The organism is Agromyces indicus (genome assembly GCF_031432295.1).
In the GTDB taxonomy this organism is placed as follows: Bacteria; Actinomycetota; Actinomycetes; order Actinomycetales; family Microbacteriaceae; genus Agromyces; species Agromyces indicus.
Window position 1 is genome coordinate 57,554 of the sequence record NZ_JAVKGS010000002.1, and the last position, 18,155, is coordinate 75,708.

Consider the following 18,155-nt stretch of genomic DNA (forward strand, 5'->3'; position numbering starts at 1 on the left):
GTCGGGCGCGCCATCCGCTGCTGGAAGAATGGGACGCATGGCCCAGACCGTGACGCCCCCGCGCGGCATGCGCGACTTCCTGCCCGCCGAGAAGGCCCGCCGCGAGCACGCGCTCTCGGTGATCCGCGGGGTGTACGCGGCCCACGGGTTCGACGAGATCGAGACCCCCGTGATGGAGGACTCGTCGCGACTGCACGCGGGTCTCGGCGGCGACAACGAGAAGCTCGCGTTCGCCGTCATGAAGCGCGGCATCACGCCCGACGACCTCGCGGCGGCGGCCGAGTCCGGCGACGCGCTCTCGCTCGCCGACCTCGGCCTCCGGTACGACCTGACGGTGCCGCTCGCCCGGTTCTACTCGACGCACCGCGCCGCGCTGCCGCCCGTGTTCCGCGCCATCCAGATCGCGCCGGTCTGGCGCGCCGAGCGCCCGCAGAAGGGCCGCTACCGGCAGTTCGTCCAGTGCGACATCGACATCATCGGCGAGGCCGGCCCGCTCGCGGAGCTCGAGCTGCTCACCGCGACCGTGGACGCGCTCGAGGCGCTGGGGCTCGACGGATGCCGCATCCGGCTGAACGACCGCCGGATCCTCGCCGGCATCCTGGGCTCGTGGGGCGTGCCCGACGACCTGCGCGAGCGCGCCCTCATCACGATCGACAAGCTTGACAAGATCGGCCCCGACGGCGTCGCCGCGGAGCTCGCGACCCTGGGCGTCGACCGCCCCGGCGTCGCCGACGAGCTGCGCGAGCTCGCGGCGGCCGACTGGTCGATCGCCGCCGATGAGGCCGCAGCCCCGGGCTGGCTCGACCGCGACGCCTTCCGCGACCTGGTCGCCCTGCGCGACGCGGTGCCGGGCGCGGCCGTCGACTTCGACCCGACGCTCGTGCGCGGCATGGGGTACTACACGGGCACGATCTTCGAGATCGCCCACCCCGACTTCGGCTACTCGCTCGGCGGCGGCGGCCGCTACGACCACATGGTCGGGCGCTTCCTCGGCCAGGAGGTGCCGGCGTGCGGGTTCTCGATCGGCTTCGAGCGGATCGTCGACCTCCTCGCCGTCCGCGACGAGGGCCGGCCGCGGTCGGTCGTGCTCGTGCACGACCGCGACGTCGCGCCCGCGGAGCTCCTCGCGCTGAAGCACGAGCTCGTGGCATCCGGCGTGCGCGTGCGCTTCGAGAAGCGCTCGAAGAACCTGCGCGGCCTGCTCGAGCGGGTGACCGCCGACGGCTTCGACGCGTGGGCGCCCGTCACGGCCGAGACGACGGATGCCGCGTCGCTGGAGTTCCGCGACCTCGCCGCCTGACGGCGCCCCGCGACGCGTCGCGCGCGACGACATACGCGAGGCGACCTCGGATCGAGGGTCCTAGACTGTCCTGCGGGCCACGACGGAGTCGTCCAGCACACCCCCATCACAGAGGAGTTCACTGTGGCATTCATCGAAGCTGTCGGCGCACGGGAGATCCTGGATTCGCGCGGCAACCCCACCGTCGAGGTCGAGGTCCTGCTCGACGACGGCACGGTCTCGCGGGCCGCGGTGCCCTCGGGCGCGTCGACCGGCGCGTTCGAGGCGTACGAGCTGCGCGACGGCGACAAGGACCGTTACCTCGGCAAGGGCGTGCAGAAGGCCGTCGACGCCGTGCTCGACGAGCTGGGCCCGGCCATCGAGGACCTCGACGTCAGCGACCAGCGCGTCATCGACGCCGCCCTCATCGACGCCGACGGCACTGAGAACAAGGGCCGCCTCGGCGCGAACGCGATCCTCGGCGTGAGCCTCGCCGTCGCGAAGGCCGCGGCCGACTCGGCCGACCTGCCCCTGTTCCGCTACCTCGGCGGACCGAACGCGCACGTGCTCCCGGTGCCGATGATGAACATCATCAACGGCGGCGCGCACGCCGACACGGGCGTCGACATCCAGGAGTTCATGATCCTGCCGGTCGGTGCCGAGACCTACTCCGAGGGCCTCCGCTGGGGCGTCGAGACGTACCACGCGCTGAAGAGCCTGCTGAAGTCGAAGGGCCTGTCGACGGGCCTCGGCGACGAGGGCGGCTTCGCGCCCGACCTCGCGAACAACCGCGCCGCGCTCGACCTGATCGCCGAGGCGATCGGCAAGGCCGGCTTCACCCTCGGCGGTGAGATCGCCCTCGGCCTGGACGTCGCGGCCACCGAGTTCTTCGAGAACGGCGTGTACCGCTTCGAGGGCAAGGACCGCAGCGCCGCCGAGATGAACGCGTACTACGCCGAGCTCGCCGACGCGTACCCGCTCATCTCGATCGAGGACCCGCTCGCCGAGGACGACTGGGACGGCTGGGCCGAGCTCACCGGCTCGCTGGGCACGAAGCTGCAGCTCGTCGGCGACGACCTCTTCGTGACGAACCCGAAGCGCCTCGCCGACGGCATCGGCCGTCGGGTCGGCAACTCGATCCTCGTCAAGGTCAACCAGATCGGCACGCTCACCGAGACGCTCGACGCCGTCAAGCTCGCGCAGCGCGCCGGCTACACCGCGGTGCTGTCGCACCGATCGGGCGAGACCGAGGACACCACCATCGCCGACCTCGCGGTGGCGACGGACTGCGGGCAGATCAAGACGGGCGCGCCCGCCCGGTCCGAGCGAGTGGCCAAGTACAATCAGCTCCTGAGGATCGAAGAAGAGCTCGGTGAGGCCGCGGTGTATGCGGGCCGCACGGCATTCCCGCGCTTCATGGCGTAGCACGTCACCAGACGTCCAGACGGGAGCGGCCAGGCGGCCGCTCCCGTCGGTCGTTCCCGCGGGCACGAGAGGAGGGCGACGCCGATGAACGCACGTCGTCCGACCCCGCCTCGTTCCGCCAAGCCCGCAAAGCCCGCCGAGCCGGCCGCCACCCCGTCTCGGACGACGCCGTCGCCGCGCCCGGGCGGCAGGCCCGCACGGCAGTCGGTCCGCCAGGTGAGCGCCGACTGGCTCGCCGGCATCCGCTTCTCGGGCTTCTCGATCATCATGATGGGCGTGCTCGTGCTCGCCGTGGTGGTGCTCGCGCCGAGCATCGCGGCCTACGCCGAGCAGCGCCAGCAGATCGCCGAGCTGAAGGCCGACGTCGCCCGCCAGGAGGCCGAGGTCGCCCGGCTCACCGAGCAGCGCGAGCGCTGGAACGACGAGACGTACATCGTCACCCAGGCACGCGAGCGGCTCTACTACGTGCTCCCCGGCGAGGTCAGCTACCTCGTCATCGACGACCGCTCGCCCGAGGCGCTCGCCGCCGCCGACCGGGAGGTCTCCCGCGAGGTGACCGAGCAGCGCGGCGACTGGATGCAGACGATGCTGCGCTCGGTGATGACCGCGGGACTCGCGCCCGCGGCATCCGACGCCCCGGCGACCGAGCCCGCGAACGACCGACCCGCCGACGAGGGGACCCGATGACCCGCCCGCCGTTCCCCCCGGTGTCCGAACGGGACCTCCGCATCGTGTCGGCGCAGCTCGGCCGCCCCGCGCGCGACGTCGTCGGCATCGCGGCGCGCTGCGTCTGCGGGGCGCCGACGGTCGTCTCCACGGCGCCGCGCCTGTCCGACGGCACGCCGTTCCCCACCTTCTACTACCTGACCCACCCGGTCGCCACCGCCGCCATGTCGTTCCTCGAGGCGGCCCAGCTCATGGTGGAGTTCACCGAGCTGCTCGAGCGCGATCCCGAGGTCGCGGCAGCTTACCGGGCGGCCCACGAGCAGTACCTCGCCGACCGCGAGCAGTTCGGCACCGTCGCCGAGATCGCGGGCGTCTCGGCGGGCGGCATGCCCACGCGCGTGAAGTGCCTGCACGCCCTCGCGGGCCATGCGCTCGCCGCAGGGTCCGGCGTGAACCCGATCGGCGACCTCGCCCTCGAGCGCTCCACCTGGTCGCCCGACGTGTGCCGGTGCCCCGACTACGGCGTCGACGACGCGGATGCCGCGGAGTCGTCGTCATGACGCCCACCCGGACCCGGGACGGTCGCGCGGGTGACGTCGTCCGACGCCGGCGCGGGCGCGGGTGGCGCGCGGGCCTCACGGTCGCGCTCGCCGCGGCGCTCGCCGTCACGGGCACCGCCCCCGCGAACGCCGACACGGTCCGCGACCTGCAGTACTGGCTGAACGAGTACGGCTTCACCCAGGCCTGGAACACGTCCCGCGGCGACGGCGTCAAGGTCGCCATCATCGACACGGGCGTCAACGGCGAGATCGCCGAGCTCCGCGGCGTGGTGGTGGGCGGCACGGATGCCTCGGGCATCGGGTCGCCGAACGGCCAGACGCCCGTCGGCGAGGAGAGCGAGCACGGCACGCTGGTGGCCTCCCTGCTCGCCGGCCGCGGCACCGGCGCGGGCAACGGCGTGATCGGGGTGGCGCCCGACGCCGACCTGCTCACGGCATCCGTCGCCTTCGGGCAGGACTCGGGGTCGCCGAAGACGAACGACGAGCAGATCGCGGATGCGGTGCGATGGGCGGTCGACAACGGCGCGGACGTGATCAACATGTCGCTGACCCGCAACACCAGCGACTGGCCCGAGAGCTGGGACGACGCGTTCCTCCACGCGTTCGAGAACGACGTGGTCGTGGTCGCGGCCGCGGGCAACCGCGGGTCGGGTACGACGCAGGTCGGTGCGCCCGCCACGATCCCCGGCGTGCTCACCGTCGCCGGCGTGGACCGGGAGCAGAACGCGAGCTTCGACGCGAGCTCGCAGGGCATCACCATCGCGGTCGCGGCGCCCAGCGAGGACCTCGTCGGCGTGCTCCCCGACGGCGGCTACGTCCAGTGGTCGGGCACCTCCGCGGCGGCGCCGCTCGTCTCGGGCCTCGTGGCCCTCGTGCGCGCCGAGTACCCCGACATGGATGCCGCGAACGTCATCAACCGCGTCATCCGCACCGCCGACCCCAAGGGCGAGGAGGTGCCGAGCCCGCTGTACGGGTACGGCATCATCGACCCGGTCGCGGCGCTCACCGCCGACGTCGAGGCCGTCGAGGCGAATCCGCTGGGAAGCCTCCAGGACTGGATCCGCGTGCATCGCCGCGCCGACCTGCCGGAGCAGGACACGGCCGACGGAAGCGACGCCGAGCAGATCGTCCCGATCGCCGATCCGCCGCCGCCGCGCTCGGAAAGCGCCAAGACGCTGCTCCCGACGCCGTGGACGCTCGCCTATATCACGGTGCCGCTCTCGCTGGTCGCCGGATTTGGTACGCTAGCAGCGCTGTTGGGCATCGGCGCCACTCGGCACATCAGGCGGACTGAGCGCATCCGCGCCCAGTGATCGCACTCACCAGAAAACCAAGGAGTCCATTCACCGTGCCCAAGATTCTGATCGTCGGTGGCGGCTACGCAGGCTTCTACACGGCGTGGAAGCTCGAGAAGTGGCTGCGACCCGGCGAGGCCGAGGTGACGGTCGTCGACCCGCTTCCGTACATGACCTACCAGCCGTTCCTTCCCGAGGTCGCCGCCGGCTCGATCGAGCCGCGCCACTCGGTGGTCGCACTCCGTCGCCATCTCAAGAAGACCACCGTCGTGACCGCGAAGGTCACGGGCATCGACCACGCGTCGAAGACCGCGACGATCACGCCCGAGGTGGGCGAGCCGTGGCAGTTCGACTACGACGTCATCGTGGTCACCGGTGGTGCCGTCTCGCGCACGTTCCCGATCCCGGGCGTCGCCGACCAGGCGATCGGGCTCAAGACCATCGAGGAGGCCGTCGCGATCCGCGATCGCGTCCTCACCAACTTCGACAAGGCCGCGAACCTGCCGGCGGGCCCCGAGCGCGACCGCCTGCTCACGTTCGTCGTGGTCGGCGGCGGCTTCGCGGGCATCGAGGTGTTCGCCGAGCTCCGCTCGTTCGCGAGCTCGCTGCTGAAGTACTACCCGCAGCTCTCGTTCGACGACACGCACTTCCACCTCATCGAGGCGATGGGCCGGATCATGCCCGAGGTGTCGCTGCCGACGAGCCACTGGGTCATCAAGCACCTCGCCCAGCGCGGCGCCGAGGTCCACCTCGACACGCAGCTCACGAGCGCCGTCGACGGGCGCATCGAGCTCTCGACGGGCGAGACCTTCGAGTCCGACCTCATCGTCTGGACCGCGGGCGTCATGGCCAACCCGGCCATCGTCCGGACGAGCGACCTCCCGGTCGAGGAGCGCGGTCGCATCCTCACGCGCGCCGACCTCCGCGTGGGCGACGAGGACGACATCGTGCCCGACGCCTGGGCGGCCGGCGACATCGCGGCCGTGCCCGACCTCACGGGCGGCGGCGTGGGCGGCTACTGCGTGCCCAACGCGCAGCACGCGGTGCGCCAGGGCAAGCTGCTCGCGAAGAACATCGTCGCGGTCCTGCGCGGCGAGGAGCCCAAGCAGTACATCCACAAGAACCTCGGCGCCGTGGCCGGCCTCGGGGTCGGCTCGGGGGCGTTCCAGTCGGGCAAGATCGCGATCACGGGCCTGCCGGCGTGGTTCGCCCACCGCGGCTACCACGGCCTCGCGATGCCGACGTGGGAGCGCAAGTTCCGCGTGTTCTGGGGTTGGTGGAACAACTTCTGGCTCGGCCGCGACATCGTGTCGCTCGCTGCGGTCCAGCACCCGCGTGCTGCCTTCGAGCAGTTCGCCGCGCGCCCGAAGCCGGCGGCCGAAGTCGCTCCGGCGGCACCCGCGAAGGCGGTCGAGTCGGGCAGCGGCACGAAGGGTGCTCGCAAGACGCCCGCGAAGGCCGTCGCGGCCAAGTAGTCGCCCTAAGCTGTGACGCGGTGCCGGCCGGATCGGCCGGCACCGCGCTCCCGTAGCCCAATCGGCAGAGGCAGGCGACTTAAACTCGCCTCAGTCTGGGTTCGAATCCCAGCGGGAGCACCACGAATCGACGCGGTGCGCCCGTCCGTCTCGAACGGCGCCACCGCCGGCCGACGGCTCAGCCCAGGCGGTCGAGGCGGCGCAGGATGAGCCCCTCGCGCAGCGCCCACGGCGACACCTCGAGGGTCTTCGCCTTGAACGCGTGCATCGTCTCGGAGAGGACGATCGCGCCGGCGACGATCTGGAACGTGCGGTCCTCCGTGATCCCGGGCAGCGCCGGTCGCGCGTCGGCGGGGATGCGTGCGAGGCGCGGGATCCAGTCGTCGAGGTGCGAGAGCTTGAGGATGCTGCGCTCCTCCGAGCCGACGCCCTCCTCGGTGCTGCCGGCGAGCTTGGCGAGCGATCGGATGGTCTTCGACGAGCCGACGACGTGGTCGGACGCCGGGATCCCGCCGAACTCGTCCACCGTCGCCTCGAGGAGCCCCCGAGCGTGCTCGCGGAGCCGCTTCACCTGCGCCTCGCTCGGCGGATCGTCCGGCAGGAAGCGGATCGTGGACCGGCCGGCGCCCAGCGGCACCGACTGCGCGGCATCCGGGATCTCATCGCCGCCGTGCGCGATCTCGAGCGAGCCGCCGCCGATGTCGAACAGGAGCACGCGTCCGGCGGACCAGCCGTACCACCGACGCACGGCGAGGAAGGTGATCCGCGCTTCGTCGGGGCCGCTCAGCACGTCGAGGCGGATGCCGGCGGCGTCCTCGATGCGCTGCAGCACCTCGGGACCGTTGGCCGCCTCGCGGATGGCGGACGTGGCGAACGCGAGCATCTCGTCGATACCGGCCTCGCGGGCCACCCGCGCGCCCTCGGTCACCGCGGCGAGCAGCGCGTCGACGCCCTCCTCGGTGATCGCGCCGTCGTCGTCGAGGTAGCGCATGAGCCGCAGCACGGACTTGTTCGACGCGGCCGGGATGGGTCGTGCACCGGGATGCGCGTCGACCACGAGCAGGTGCACGGTGTTGGAACCGACGTCGAGGACCCCGAGGCGCATGGTGCGAGCGTAGTGCGTGGTTGGTGTCCCGCGCGCCCCGCAGGCATACTGTGCCCCGTGACCGCCCTCGATCTCGGCCTCCGCGCCGACGCCCCCGACGACGCGGATGGCACGCCCTGGACCCACCCGGAACGGTACTGGCCGGAGCTCGACGCCGCGACGGCGGCACTCGCGGCACCGCTGGCGGTGCTCCATCTCGGGGCGCTGCGTCGCAACGCGCGGGACCTCGTGCGTCGTGCGGGCGGCACGCCCATCCGGGTCGCGTCGAAGTCGCTGCGCGTGCGCGGCGTCGTCGAGGCGCTCGAGCAGCTGCCCGGATACCGGGGCGTGCTCGCGTACACCCTCCCGGAGGCGCTGTGGCTGGTCGGAAGGGGATCGGCCGATGACGTCGTGGTCGGCTACCCGACCGCGGACCGGGCGGCGATCGCCCGGCTCGCCGGCGATCCCGAAGCCGCGGCGCGGGTGGCGATCATGGTCGACTCGGTCGACCAGCTCGACCTCGTCGACGCCGTGGCGGGTCCGGGGCGCCGCGAACCGATCCGCGTCTGCCTCGAACTCGACGCATCGTGGCGCGCGCCCGTGCTCGGCCACGTCGGCGTGCGCCGGTCGCCGGTCCACTCGGCGGCCGACGCCGAGGCGCTCGCGGCGACGGTCGCGTCCCGGCCCGGCTTCCGCCTCGTCGGGCTCATGGCCTACGAGGCGCAGGTGGCCGGCGTCGCCGATCGACCGGCCGGCCGGCCGGTCGCGGGCGCGGCGACTCGATGGATGAAGCCGCGGTCGATGGCCGAGCTGGTCGAGCGGCGAGCCCTCGCGGTCGCCGCGGTGCGCCGGCACGCCGACCTCGAGTTCGTCAACGGCGGCGGCACTGGCTCGATCGAGGCGACGGCGGTCGATCCGAGCGTGACCGAGGTCGCCGCCGGGTCCGGCCTGTTCGCCGGCCACCTCTTCGACGGGTACGCCGGCTTCGCGCCCGCGCCGGCCGCCGCGTTCGCGCTCGACGTGGTCCGCTCGCCCGGTCCCGAGCACGCGACCCTGCTCGGCGGCGGGTGGATCGCGTCCGGCCCACCCGGCCGGGACCGGTTGCCGCGCGTGGTGTGGCCCGAGGGCCTGCGGCTGCTTCCGCGCGAGGGCGCCGGCGAGGTGCAGACCCCGGTCACCGGTCGAGGGGCGGGCGCGCTTCGCGCGGGCGACCGCGTCTGGCTGCGTCATGCCAAGTCCGGTGAGCTCGCCGAGCACGTCGAGGCGTACGCGCTCGTCGACGACGGTCGCGTGATCGGCGAGCTTCCCACGTACCGCGGCGAGGGGAAGGCGTTCCTGTGACCGCCACCGGCGCGACCTGGCGGAACTGGGCGCGCACCGAGGCGGTGCGACCGCTGCGGGTCGAGCGGCCCGCGGACGCGGTCGCGGTGCAGCGGGCGGTCCGGGCCGCCGCGGCATCCGGGCTGCGGGTGAAGCCCGTCGGGTCGGGGCACAGCTTCACCGGCATCGCGGTCGCGCCCGACGTGCAGCTCGACCTCGCCGACCTCTCGGGGGTGATCGACGCGGATGCCACGACCGGTCGCGTCACGCTCGGCGCTGGGACGCCGCTGCACCGCCTGCCCGGGCTGCTGGAACCCCACGGGCTCGCGCTGGCGAACATGGGCGACATCGATCGGCAGACCATCTCGGGAGCGATCTCGACGGGCACGCACGGCACCGGACTCGGCTTCGGCGGGCTCGCCACGCAGGTGGTCGCGGCGACGCTCGTCACCGGGACCGGTGAACTCCTCCGGGTCGACGAGCGCGAGCGCCCGGACCTGCTCCCGGCAGTGCGACTCGGGCTCGGCGCGCTCGGCGTGCTCGTCGACGTGACCCTCCAGCTCGTGCCGCGCTTCGTCCTCCACGCCGTGGAACGCCCGGAACCGCTGGACGAGGTGCTCGCCGCCTGGGACGACCGGGTGCGCGACGCCGACCACCTCGAGTTCTACTGGTTCCCGCACACCACGACCGCGCTCACCAAGACGAATACCCGGCTTCCCGGCGACGCACCGCGGCAGCCGCTCGGTCGCGTGTCGCGGTGGATCGACGACGAACTGCTCGCCAACGGCGTCTACCGGGGGATCTGCGCGCTCGGCCGGGTGGCGCCATCCGTCACGCCGTTCTTCGCACGGCAGGTCGAACGGCTCACGGGCAACCGTGACTTCACCGACCGGTCGCCGGCGGTGTTCACCACCCACCGCAGCGTCCGGTTCGCCGAGATGGAGTACGCGCTGCCGCTCGAGGCGGTCCCGGCCGCGTTCGGCGAGGTGCGCGCGCTGATCGAGCGGCGCGGTTGGCGCATCAGCTTCCCGATCGAGGTGCGGGCCGCGGCGTCCGACGACGTGTGGCTCTCGACCGCATACGGCCGCGAGACCGGCTACATCGCGGTGCACCGGTACTTCCGCGAGGACCCGCGCGAGTACTTCGACGCCGTCGAGGCCATCATGCGCGCCCACGACGGACGGCCGCACTGGGGCAAGCTGCACTCGCTCGACGCCGGCGCGCTGCGCGGCGCCTACCCGCGGTTCGACGACTTCCTGCGCGTACGCGACGAGCTGGACCCCGACCGCCGCTTCGCCAACACCTACCTCGACCGGGTCCTCGGCGCCTGAGGCGAGCGGATGCCGCGGGCGCGCTGACTCTGAGTCGCATGGGAGTCCGGGCGGGCCCCGGCCCCGCGGCGTAGGATGGCCGTACCCGATCGTCGCCGAAGCTCAGGAGTCCTCGCCATGGAATGGCTGATCCCGCTCATCATCGTCGTCGTCCTGGTGCTGGTGATCGGCATCTACCTGTGGGCCACCTACAACTCGCTCGTCACCCTGAACGTGCGCGTCGATGAGGCGTGGAGCGACATCACCGTGCAGCTGAAGCGACGGGCCGACCTGATCCCGAACCTCATCGAGGCGGTCAAGGGCTACGCCGCGCACGAGAAGGCGGTCTTCGAGAACGTCACGCGCGCCCGCGCCGAGACCCTGCAGGCGCAGGGTCCCGCCGAGGCCGGTGCCGCCGAGAACCACATGCAGCAGGCGCTGAAGTCGATCTTCGCCGTCGCCGAGGCGTACCCGCAGCTGCAGGCGAGCCAGAACTTCCTGCAGCTGCAGTCCGAACTCGTCGACACCGAGGACAAGATCCAGGCGTCGCGCCGGTTCTACAACGGCGGCGTGCGCGAGCTCAACACGAAGATCAAGGTGTTCCCGAACACCCTGTTCGTGCGCAGCCTCGGCTTCCACGAGCGCGAGTTCTTCGAGGTCACGGAGCCGGCGGCCATCGCGGAGCCGCCGCGCGTGCAGTTCTAGCCGATGTACCGAGCGATCGCCCGGAACAAGCGCAACACCGTCTTCACGATCCTGCTGTTCCTCGCCATCGTCGGCGGACTGGGCTACCTGGCGTCGGTGATCTACGGCGACCTCACCATCGTCGTCATCACGCTCGTGATCGCGACCGCGTACTCGCTCTTCCAGTACTACACGGCCGACCGCCAGGCGCTGTCGATGTCGGGCGCCGTCGAGATCCACGGCGTCCGCGACCACCCGCGGCTGTGGCGCACCGTCGAGAACCTGTCGATCACCACGGGCACGCCGATGCCGCGCGTCTTCGTGATCTCCGACCCCGCGCCGAACGCGTTCGCGACGGGGCGCGACCCGCAGCATGCGGTCGTCGCGGCGACCACCGGACTCCTCGAACTCATGGACGACTCCGAGCTCGAGGGCGTCATGGCGCACGAGCTCGGCCACGTCCGGAACTACGACATCCGGCTCTCGATGGTCGTGTTCGGCCTCGTCGTGGCGATCGGGTTCATCTCGGACCTGTTCCTGCGCATGGCGTTCTTCGGTCGCAACAACAACGGCAATCCCGTCGTGCTCGTCTTCGGGCTGGTCGCGATGCTCATCGCGCCCCTCGTGGCGAGCCTCGTGCAGCTGGCGGTCTCGCGGCAGCGCGAGTACCTGGCGGATGCCACGGGGGCCATGACCACGCGGCATCCCGACGCGCTCGCGCGCGCCCTGCTCAAGCTCGAGGCGTACGGGCGGCCCATGCAGCGCCAGAACACGTCGATGGCCCACCTGTGGATCGCCGATCCGTTGAAGCCGGGCGTCGTCGACCGGCTGTTCGCGACGCACCCGCCGATCCCGGAGCGCGTGCGGCGGCTGCACGAGATGGGGCGGAGCTTCTAGCCGCTCACGCTGACGAGAGCGCCGAGGCGATCGCGGGGGAGAGGTCGCCCCGGCCGGTGACGACGATCTCGCCGAGGCCCTGCCAGTCGGCGGCGCGGCGCAACTCCGGCACGAGGCGCTCGGCGGTCCCGGCGGGGGCGTGGGGTTCGGCCCACGCCGACTGCACCCGGAGCACGCCCGCCGCCCGGTCGCTCTTGAGGTCGACACGCGCGACGACGGCGTCGTCGATCACGACGGGCAGGGAGTAGTACCCGAAGCGTCGCTGCGGCTCAGGGGTGTAGATCTCGATGCGGTAGTGGAAGTCGAAGAGGCGCTCGGCCCGCGGCCGGAACCACACCACCGGGTCGAACGGCGAGAGCAGCGCGGCCGCCTCGATCCGGCGGGGGCGCCGGGCGTCGCGGTGCAGCCACGCCGGTGCGGGCCTGGAGCCCGTGGTCCAGCCGGGCACCTCGACGGGCAGGAGCACCCCGGCGTCGACCAGGTCGGCGACGGCGGGACGGACCTGGGCGGACTTCATGCGCCAGTAGTCGGCGAGGTCGGCGGCCGTGGCGATGCCGAGCGCGGATGCCGCCCGCTCGACCAGGGTGCGGACCTGGTCGGCCTCGGCGGGGGCGGCGTCGAGCAGGGCGGGGTCGAGGGCCTGCTCGGGGAGCGCGTACACGCGCTCGAAGCGGCGTCGGTCGACGCACACGACCTCGCCCGTGCGGAACATCCACTCGAGGGTCCGCTTCACGTCGGACCACCCCCACCACGGCCCGCGGCGCTCGTTGGCGTCGTGCTCGATCGCACTTGCGGGCATCGGACCGTTCGCGGCGAGCTCGGCACGCAGCCAGTCGGCGAGGCGCCGGTTCTCGGAGAGCCATCCGCCCCACTCGGACGTGCCGCTGCGGCGATACTCCTCGCGACGGAACTCGAACACGGGCCACAGCTCGCGGGGGATGAACGCCGCCTGGTGCGCCCAGTACTCGACGAGGCGGCCCCGCCGCCCCCAGGCGAGCCGGTCGAGCACGGCTCGGTCGTATCCGCCGATGCGGCTGAACGCGGGCAGGTAGTGGCTGCGCTCGAACACGTTCACCGAGTCGATCTGGAGCAGGCCGAGCCGATCGACGACGCCGCCGAGCGCTCTCGCGCCCGGGGCGGCCGGGATCGGGCGGCCGAAGCCCTGGGCGGCGAGTGCGATGCGACGGGCGAGGGCGGGACTGACGACGTCGACCATGGTGCGTCGACCCTACCGGCCGCCTGCGACATACGGCGGAACCCCCCGGGGAGCGGAGCCTAGACTTACCCCATGGCGGATGCCAAGGGGACCTCGCGCGCTCGGCGCGCGATCGCACGCCGCACGTCCGTGCCCGAGACGGCGGCGCAGCCGTCGCGCGACGCGGCCGAGTCCGTGCCGTACGGCATGCGCGTCGCCGCGGCGTGGTCGTGGCGGCTCCTGCTGGTCGGGGGCGTGCTCGCCGTCGTGGTGTTCCTCATCATCCAGCTCCGGTTCGTCATCGTGCCGGTGCTCGTGGCCGTGCTGCTCTCCGCGCTGCTCGTGCCCTTCTCCCAGTTCCTCCAGCGGCACCGGTGGCCGAAGTGGCTCGCGGTGACCGCCGCCATGCTCACCACCCTCGCCGCCGTCGCCGGGCTGCTGACGCTCGGCATCTCGCAGATCGTCCGCGGCTCCGGCGACCTCGCCGCCCAGACCGTGATCGCGTGGGAGGACTTCCGTGCGTGGCTGCTCGAGGGGCCGTTGCACATCACGCCGCAGCAGTTCGACGACTGGGTCGACGAGATCGTCACCTCCGCGCAGGAGAACAGCAGCGTCCTCGTCAGCGGCGCGCTGTCCGTCGGGTCCTCGGTCGGTCACTTCCTCGCGGGGCTGCTGCTCGCGCTGTTCGCGACCCTGTTCATCCTCATCGACGGCCGGTTCATCTGGAACTGGATCGTGGGGATCTTCCCGCAGCGCGCCCGCGCGGCGATCGACGGCAGCGGCCGGGTCGGGTGGGCCACGCTGCAGAACTTCGTGAAGGTGCAGATCCTCGTCGCGACGATCGACGCCGTCGGCATCGGCCTCGGCGCGCTGCTGCTCGGCGTCCCGCTCGCGATCCCCATCGCGATCCTCGTGTTCCTCGGCTCGTTCGTCCCGATCGTCGGTGCGGTCGTGACCGGCGCACTCGCCGTGTTCGTGGCCCTCGTCTACAACGGATGGGGCATCGCGCTGGCCATGCTCGGCGTGGTGCTGCTCGTGCAGCAGGTCGAGGGCCACGTGCTCCAGCCGCTCATCATGGGCACGGCGGTGAAGGTCCACCCGCTCGGCGTGGTCATCGCCGTGACCACGGGGTCGCTGCTGGCCGGCATCCCCGGCGCCCTGTTCGCCGTGCCCGTGGCGGCGGTGCTCAACGTGATGATCCTCTACATCGCCGGCGGCACGTGGAAGCAGGCGGAACCGCCGGAACCCACCGAGACGAAATCGCCGCTGTGGCGCACGGTGCCCCAACGACCCGGATACGGACGGTGACATGAACCACGCCATCGACGCCCGCATGACCGACGCTCCGCCGGTCGCCCCGCCCTCGACCGGCGCCCCCGCCTGGCCGGGCCCCGACCTCGCCGGGTTCGAGGCCGCGCAGCGGATCGTGGCGCACGTCGCCCGGCCCACGCCCATGGAGTCCTCGCGCTACCTCGCCGCGCTCGCCGGGGTGCCGGTGCACCTGAAGTGCGAGAACCTGCAGCGCACGGGCTCGTACAAGCTCCGCGGCGCGTTCAACCGGATGTCGGCGCTCACGGACGACGAGCGCGCGCTCGGGGTCGTCGCCGCGTCCGCGGGCAACCACGCGCAGGGCGTCGCATACGCGGCGCGCGAGCTCGGCATCCGCGCCACGATCTTCATGCCCGTCGGCGTTGCGCTGCCGAAGCTCGAGGCGACCCGGGCGTACGGCGCCGACGTCGTGCTGCGGGGCGACTCCGTGGGCGAGACGCTCGAGGCCGCGGCCCGGTTCGCGGAGGAGACCGGCGCGGTGCTCATCCCGCCGTTCGACCACGCCGACGTGATCGCCGGGCAGGGCACGCTCGGGCTCGAGATCCTCGAGCAGGTCCCGGATGCCACGACCATCGTCGTGCCCATCGGCGGCGGTGGCCTGGCCGCCGGGATCGCGAGCGCCGCCAAGCAGCGGGGTGCCGCGCTCGGGCGCACGGTCCGGGTCATTGGGGTGCAGGCCGAGAACGCCTCGCCGTACCCGCCATCGCTCGTCGCGGGGGAGCCGACGACCGTGCCGGTCGTGCCGACCATCGCCGACGGCATCGCCGTGTACCGGCCGGGCGAGCTGAACTTCGACATCATCCGTCACGCCGTCGACGAGGTCGTCACCGTGACCGAGGACGACATCGCCCGGGCGCTGCTCGTGCTGCTCGAGCGCGCGAAGCTCGTCGTCGAGCCGGCCGGCGCGGTGGGCGTCGCCGCACTCATGACCGGCGGGGTGCGCCCCGACGGGCCGACGGTGGTCGTGCTCTCGGGCGGCAACATCGACCCGCTCCTGATGCAGCGCGTGATCGCGCACGGTCTCGCGGCATCCGATCGCTATCTCACCCTGCGCATCGGGCTGCCCGACCGACCGGGTCAGCTCGCCCGCATCGCCGAACTCGTCGCACGCGCGAACGCCAACGTCGTCGAGGTGCTCCACACCCGCCACGGCGCCGGCATGCAGATCTCCGAGGTGGCGCTCCAGCTCTCGGTCGAGACCCGCGGTCCGGAGCATCGGGCCGAGGTCGTCGACGTGCTGCGACGCGCCGGCTACGAGCCCGAGGTCATCGAGGAATGAGCGAGGGGCGGATGCCGCGCTGAACGCGCCGCCTCCGCCCCTCGAAGCTCGTGCTCGGGCCTACTGGCCGCCCCAGGTCTCGACCTTGCGGATCTCGACCGGGATCTCGCGCCCGTTCGGTGCCGTGTACGACGTCGACTCGCCGACCTTGAGGCCGAGGATCGCCGCGCCGAGCGGCGACTGCTCGCTGAAGACATCGAGCTCGGAGTCGCCCGCGATCTCGCGGCTGCCGATGAGGAAGCGCTCCTCGTCGCCGGCGACGACGGCCGTGATGACCGTGCCCGACTCGACGACGCCGCTCGACTGGGGCGCCTCGCCGACCTCGGCGGTGCGCAGCAGCTCGGTGAGCTGGCGGATGCGGGCCTCCTGCTTGCCCTGCTCGTCCTTCGCGGCGTGGTACCCGCCGTTCTCCTTGAGGTCGCCCTCTTCACGTGCGGCCTCGATGCGCTTCGCGATCTCCTCGCGGCCGGTGGTGGAGAGGTGCTCGAGCTCGGCGGCGAGCCGGTCGTAGGCCTCCTGGGTGAGCCAGGTGACGGTTGCCTCCTGCGCCATGGTGCACACTCCCGTGTATAGACGTGACGCCCCGGCGGATGCCGGAGCGAATCTCCTATGTTAGATCAGCCAGCAGGTCGAGACCAAACCCGTATTGGGCTCGAGCGCGGTGCGCACGGTCTCGGTGAAGGTGCGCAGCGGCCGCTCGGAGGCCGGGATCTCGACGACCTTCCAGCCCACGATGGTGAAGTCCTCGTTGAAGGCCTGCACGATGCACGCGGTCTCGTTGCCCGCCGGCACCGAGAGCCGCCAGGTCACCTCGACGGCGTGGTCGTCGATCAGCCGGTGCCCGAGGTCGGTCGCCTCCACCTGCGGACGGCTGCCGTCGAGGCCCGCCCAGACCACCCAGGCGACGAGCACCACGGCGAAGGCGAGCGCGGCGCCGCCGAGCAGCCACCGTTCGCGACGTCGGCGCTCCGGCGTGCGCCCGTAGCGGTCGGCGAGCCGGCTGACCCCGCCGGGCCCGCGGACTGCGTCGGACGATCGTGCGGCGCCGTCGAGTGCGGCATCCTCGGCCGCCGCATCGATCGCGGCGGCATCGGCGGACTCGCGTGGGGGCACCGCCCGGCTCCTTCCCGGTTCGATCGTCTAGGCTTCAAGCAAGCCTACGCCCCGCCCCTGAAGGGATCCCGATGCCCGTCGCGTCCGCCGTCACCGCGCTGCTCGCCGTCGCCGCGGAGGAGGAGTTCGACCCGAACGACGTGACGCCGGGCGTCGAGGGCTTCGTCATCACCTTCATCGTGATGGCGGTCGTGCTGCTGCTCGTGCTCGACATGGTGCGCCGCATCCGCCGCGTCAACTACCGCGCCGAGGCGCGCGAACGACTCGACGCCGAGGAGCGCGCCGCCGCCGAGGGCGACGGCTCGGGAGCGCCGACGGAGCGACCGGGCGGCGACGCGGCATCCGACCTGCCCCCCTCGAAGCCCGAGTAGCGCCGAGCGGCGCCACCCGGTCTCAGCCGAGGTGGTAGACGGGGTTCAGGGCGATGATCAGCGTCGCGGTCCAGTGGCACATGAACGCGAGCACCGTGCAGACGTGGAAGATCTCGTGGAAGCCGAAGTGGCCCGGCCACGGGTTGGGTCGCTTCAGGCCGTAGATGACGGCACCGACGGTGTAGAGCACGCCGCCGACGATGACGAGCACCATCATCGCCACGCTCGCCTCGAGGAGGTCGCCGAGGTACATCACGGCGGCCCAGCCGAGCAGCAGGTACAGCGGCACGTACAGCCAGCGCGGGGCGTGGATCCAGAACACCCGGAACCCGATGCCGAGCAGCGCGCCGCCCCAGACGATCGCGAGCAGGAGCCAGCCCTTGTCCGGCGGCAGGGCGAGGATCGCCAGCGGCGTGTACGTTCCCGCGATCAGCAGGAAGATGTTGGCGTGATCGACGCGCTTGAGGATCACCTTGGTTCGCGGGGACCAGTCGAATCGGTGGTAGAGGGCCGAGAGGCCGAACAGCAGCATCGAGGTGAGGGTGAACACCGCCGACGCCCACTTCGCCCACGCCCCCTCGGCGAGGACGATGAGCACGATGCCCGCGGCGATGGTGAGCGGGAAGGTGCCCGCGTGGATCCAGCCACGCCAGGTCGGCTTCACGTCGGTCGGGCGTTCGGGCGACGCGTCGATCAGCGGGAGGTTCGGAAGGTCGGGGCCGCGGCGATCGTCGACGGCGACCGCGGCGTCGGCCGGGTCGAGCTGGGACTCGGGGCGCTTGAGGTGCTCGCCGACGTCCTCGGGTTCGCTCGCGGGGCTCATGTCCACAGCGTAGGGGCGCGCGCATCACGGGATGCTGTGAGTGACCGGCT

18 protein-coding genes and 1 tRNA gene are annotated in these 18,155 nt (G+C 72.3%); 14 read left to right on the top strand and 5 right to left on the bottom strand.

Features of this window, described 5'->3' with window-relative positions; genetic code table 11:
* Positions 1-37: 37 nt before the first annotated feature.
* The 7 genes from hisS to RH861_RS06520 all read left to right on the top strand — a co-directional run bounded on the left by hisS (position 38) and on the right by RH861_RS06520 (position 6,823).
* Positions 38-1,300, top strand: a complete 1,263-nt coding sequence (gene hisS, locus RH861_RS06490; protein WP_310520328.1) for a histidine--tRNA ligase — start codon at positions 38-40, stop codon at positions 1,298-1,300.
* A gap of 123 nt (positions 1,301-1,423) precedes the next feature.
* On the top strand, positions 1,424-2,704 hold the full coding sequence (gene eno, locus RH861_RS06495; protein ID WP_310520329.1) for a phosphopyruvate hydratase: 1,281 nt from the start codon (positions 1,424-1,426) through the stop codon (positions 2,702-2,704).
* An 84-nt stretch (positions 2,705-2,788) separates the two neighbouring features.
* Positions 2,789-3,391, top strand: a complete 603-nt coding sequence (locus tag RH861_RS06500; protein ID WP_310520330.1) for an FtsB family cell division protein — start codon at positions 2,789-2,791, stop codon at positions 3,389-3,391.
* On the top strand, positions 3,388-3,930 hold the full coding sequence (locus RH861_RS06505) for a DUF501 domain-containing protein (RefSeq protein ID WP_310520331.1): 543 nt from the start codon (positions 3,388-3,390) through the stop codon (positions 3,928-3,930). Before RH861_RS06500 ends, RH861_RS06505 begins: the two co-directional genes overlap by 4 nt.
* A complete protein-coding gene (locus RH861_RS06510) occupies positions 3,927-5,243 on the top strand; it encodes a S8 family serine peptidase (RefSeq protein WP_310520332.1) in 1,317 nt (438 codons plus the stop codon). Before RH861_RS06505 ends, RH861_RS06510 begins: the two co-directional genes overlap by 4 nt.
* A gap of 35 nt (positions 5,244-5,278) precedes the next feature.
* Positions 5,279-6,700, top strand: a complete 1,422-nt coding sequence (locus RH861_RS06515) for an NAD(P)/FAD-dependent oxidoreductase (RefSeq protein ID WP_310520333.1) — start codon at positions 5,279-5,281, stop codon at positions 6,698-6,700.
* Positions 6,701-6,746: 46 nt separating this feature from the next.
* A tRNA-Leu gene (locus tag RH861_RS06520) sits at positions 6,747-6,823 on the top strand.
* A 55-nt stretch (positions 6,824-6,878) separates the two neighbouring features.
* Here RH861_RS06520 and RH861_RS06525 read toward each other — a convergent pair.
* Positions 6,879-7,805 carry a Ppx/GppA phosphatase family protein gene (locus RH861_RS06525; RefSeq protein WP_067949967.1) on the bottom strand — a complete coding sequence of 309 codons (927 nt, stop codon included), beginning with the start codon at positions 7,803-7,805 and terminating at the stop codon, positions 6,879-6,881.
* Between the two features lie 57 nt (positions 7,806-7,862).
* On the opposite strand from RH861_RS06525, the gene RH861_RS06530 reads away from it, so the two are divergent.
* The 4 genes from RH861_RS06530 to RH861_RS06545 all read left to right on the top strand — a co-directional run bounded on the left by RH861_RS06530 (position 7,863) and on the right by RH861_RS06545 (position 11,995).
* A complete protein-coding gene (locus tag RH861_RS06530; RefSeq protein ID WP_310520334.1) occupies positions 7,863-9,125 on the top strand; it encodes an alanine racemase in 1,263 nt (420 codons plus the stop codon).
* Complete coding sequence (locus tag RH861_RS06535) at positions 9,122-10,435, top strand: D-arabinono-1,4-lactone oxidase (protein WP_310520335.1); 1,314 nt, start codon at positions 9,122-9,124, stop codon at positions 10,433-10,435. The genes RH861_RS06530 and RH861_RS06535 overlap by 4 nt, the downstream gene beginning before the upstream one ends.
* 117 nt (positions 10,436-10,552) lie before the next feature.
* Positions 10,553-11,119 (top strand): LemA family protein, encoded by a 567-nt coding sequence (locus RH861_RS06540; protein ID WP_067949973.1) that lies wholly within the window; start codon positions 10,553-10,555, stop codon positions 11,117-11,119.
* Between the two features lie 3 nt (positions 11,120-11,122).
* Positions 11,123-11,995: a M48 family metalloprotease gene (locus RH861_RS06545; RefSeq protein ID WP_310520336.1), complete on the top strand. Its 873-nt coding sequence runs from the start codon at positions 11,123-11,125 to the stop codon at positions 11,993-11,995.
* A 4-nt stretch (positions 11,996-11,999) separates the two neighbouring features.
* On the opposite strand, the gene RH861_RS06550 is transcribed toward RH861_RS06545, so the two are convergent.
* The gene (locus RH861_RS06550) at positions 12,000-13,211 is read right to left on the bottom strand and encodes a winged helix-turn-helix domain-containing protein (protein ID WP_310520337.1); all 1,212 of its coding nucleotides are present in this window, start codon (positions 13,209-13,211) and stop codon (positions 12,000-12,002) included.
* 72 nt (positions 13,212-13,283) lie between these two features.
* Between RH861_RS06550 and RH861_RS06555 the strand changes: the two genes are divergently transcribed.
* The gene (locus tag RH861_RS06555) at positions 13,284-14,498 is read left to right on the top strand and encodes an AI-2E family transporter (protein WP_082847281.1); all 1,215 of its coding nucleotides are present in this window, start codon (positions 13,284-13,286) and stop codon (positions 14,496-14,498) included.
* A gap of 25 nt (positions 14,499-14,523) precedes the next feature.
* Positions 14,524-15,798: a threonine ammonia-lyase gene (ilvA, locus tag RH861_RS06560; protein ID WP_310520805.1), complete on the top strand. Its 1,275-nt coding sequence runs from the start codon at positions 14,524-14,526 to the stop codon at positions 15,796-15,798.
* A gap of 60 nt (positions 15,799-15,858) precedes the next feature.
* Here the strand turns inward: ilvA and greA are convergent, their stop codons facing one another.
* Both greA and RH861_RS06570 read right to left on the bottom strand, forming a co-directional pair.
* Positions 15,859-16,350 (bottom strand): transcription elongation factor GreA, encoded by a 492-nt coding sequence (gene greA, locus RH861_RS06565; protein ID WP_067949979.1) that lies wholly within the window; start codon positions 16,348-16,350, stop codon positions 15,859-15,861.
* A gap of 60 nt (positions 16,351-16,410) precedes the next feature.
* Entirely contained in the window at positions 16,411-16,911 is a 501-nt protein-coding gene (locus tag RH861_RS06570; protein WP_310520338.1) for a DUF4307 domain-containing protein, read from the bottom strand.
* Positions 16,912-16,982: 71 nt separating this feature from the next.
* On the opposite strand from RH861_RS06570, the gene RH861_RS06575 reads away from it, so the two are divergent.
* The gene (locus RH861_RS06575; protein WP_248598574.1) at positions 16,983-17,282 is read left to right on the top strand and encodes a hypothetical protein; all 300 of its coding nucleotides are present in this window, start codon (positions 16,983-16,985) and stop codon (positions 17,280-17,282) included.
* A gap of 22 nt (positions 17,283-17,304) precedes the next feature.
* On the opposite strand, the gene trhA is transcribed toward RH861_RS06575, so the two are convergent.
* Complete coding sequence (trhA, locus tag RH861_RS06580; protein WP_310520339.1) at positions 17,305-18,105, bottom strand: PAQR family membrane homeostasis protein TrhA; 801 nt, start codon at positions 18,103-18,105, stop codon at positions 17,305-17,307.
* Positions 18,106-18,155: the final 50 nt, after the last annotated feature.

What these genes read in the sequence shown, in the direction of transcription:
- hisS (WP_310520328.1), top strand. Translation starts at nt 38, where the DNA reads ATGGCCCAGACCGTGACGCCCCCGCGCGGCATGCGCGACTTCCTGCCC.
- RH861_RS06500 (WP_310520330.1), top strand. Translation starts at nt 2,789, where the DNA reads ATGAACGCACGTCGTCCGACCCCGCCTCGTTCCGCCAAGCCCGCAAAG.
- RH861_RS06505 (WP_310520331.1), top strand. Translation starts at nt 3,388, where the DNA reads ATGACCCGCCCGCCGTTCCCCCCGGTGTCCGAACGGGACCTCCGCATC.
- RH861_RS06510 (WP_310520332.1), top strand. Translation starts at nt 3,927, where the DNA reads ATGACGCCCACCCGGACCCGGGACGGTCGCGCGGGTGACGTCGTCCGA.
- RH861_RS06525 (WP_067949967.1), bottom strand. Translation starts at nt 7,805, where the DNA reads ATGCGCCTCGGGGTCCTCGACGTCGGTTCCAACACCGTGCACCTGCTC.
- RH861_RS06540 (WP_067949973.1), top strand. Translation starts at nt 10,553, where the DNA reads ATGGAATGGCTGATCCCGCTCATCATCGTCGTCGTCCTGGTGCTGGTG.
- RH861_RS06545 (WP_310520336.1), top strand. Translation starts at nt 11,123, where the DNA reads ATGTACCGAGCGATCGCCCGGAACAAGCGCAACACCGTCTTCACGATC.
- RH861_RS06550 (WP_310520337.1), bottom strand. Translation starts at nt 13,211, where the DNA reads ATGGTCGACGTCGTCAGTCCCGCCCTCGCCCGTCGCATCGCACTCGCC.
- RH861_RS06555 (WP_082847281.1), top strand. Translation starts at nt 13,284, where the DNA reads ATGGCGGATGCCAAGGGGACCTCGCGCGCTCGGCGCGCGATCGCACGC.
- ilvA (WP_310520805.1), top strand. Translation starts at nt 14,524, where the DNA reads ATGACCGACGCTCCGCCGGTCGCCCCGCCCTCGACCGGCGCCCCCGCC.
- greA (WP_067949979.1), bottom strand. Translation starts at nt 16,350, where the DNA reads ATGGCGCAGGAGGCAACCGTCACCTGGCTCACCCAGGAGGCCTACGAC.
- RH861_RS06575 (WP_248598574.1), top strand. Translation starts at nt 16,983, where the DNA reads ATGCCCGTCGCGTCCGCCGTCACCGCGCTGCTCGCCGTCGCCGCGGAG.
- trhA (WP_310520339.1), bottom strand. Translation starts at nt 18,105, where the DNA reads ATGAGCCCCGCGAGCGAACCCGAGGACGTCGGCGAGCACCTCAAGCGC.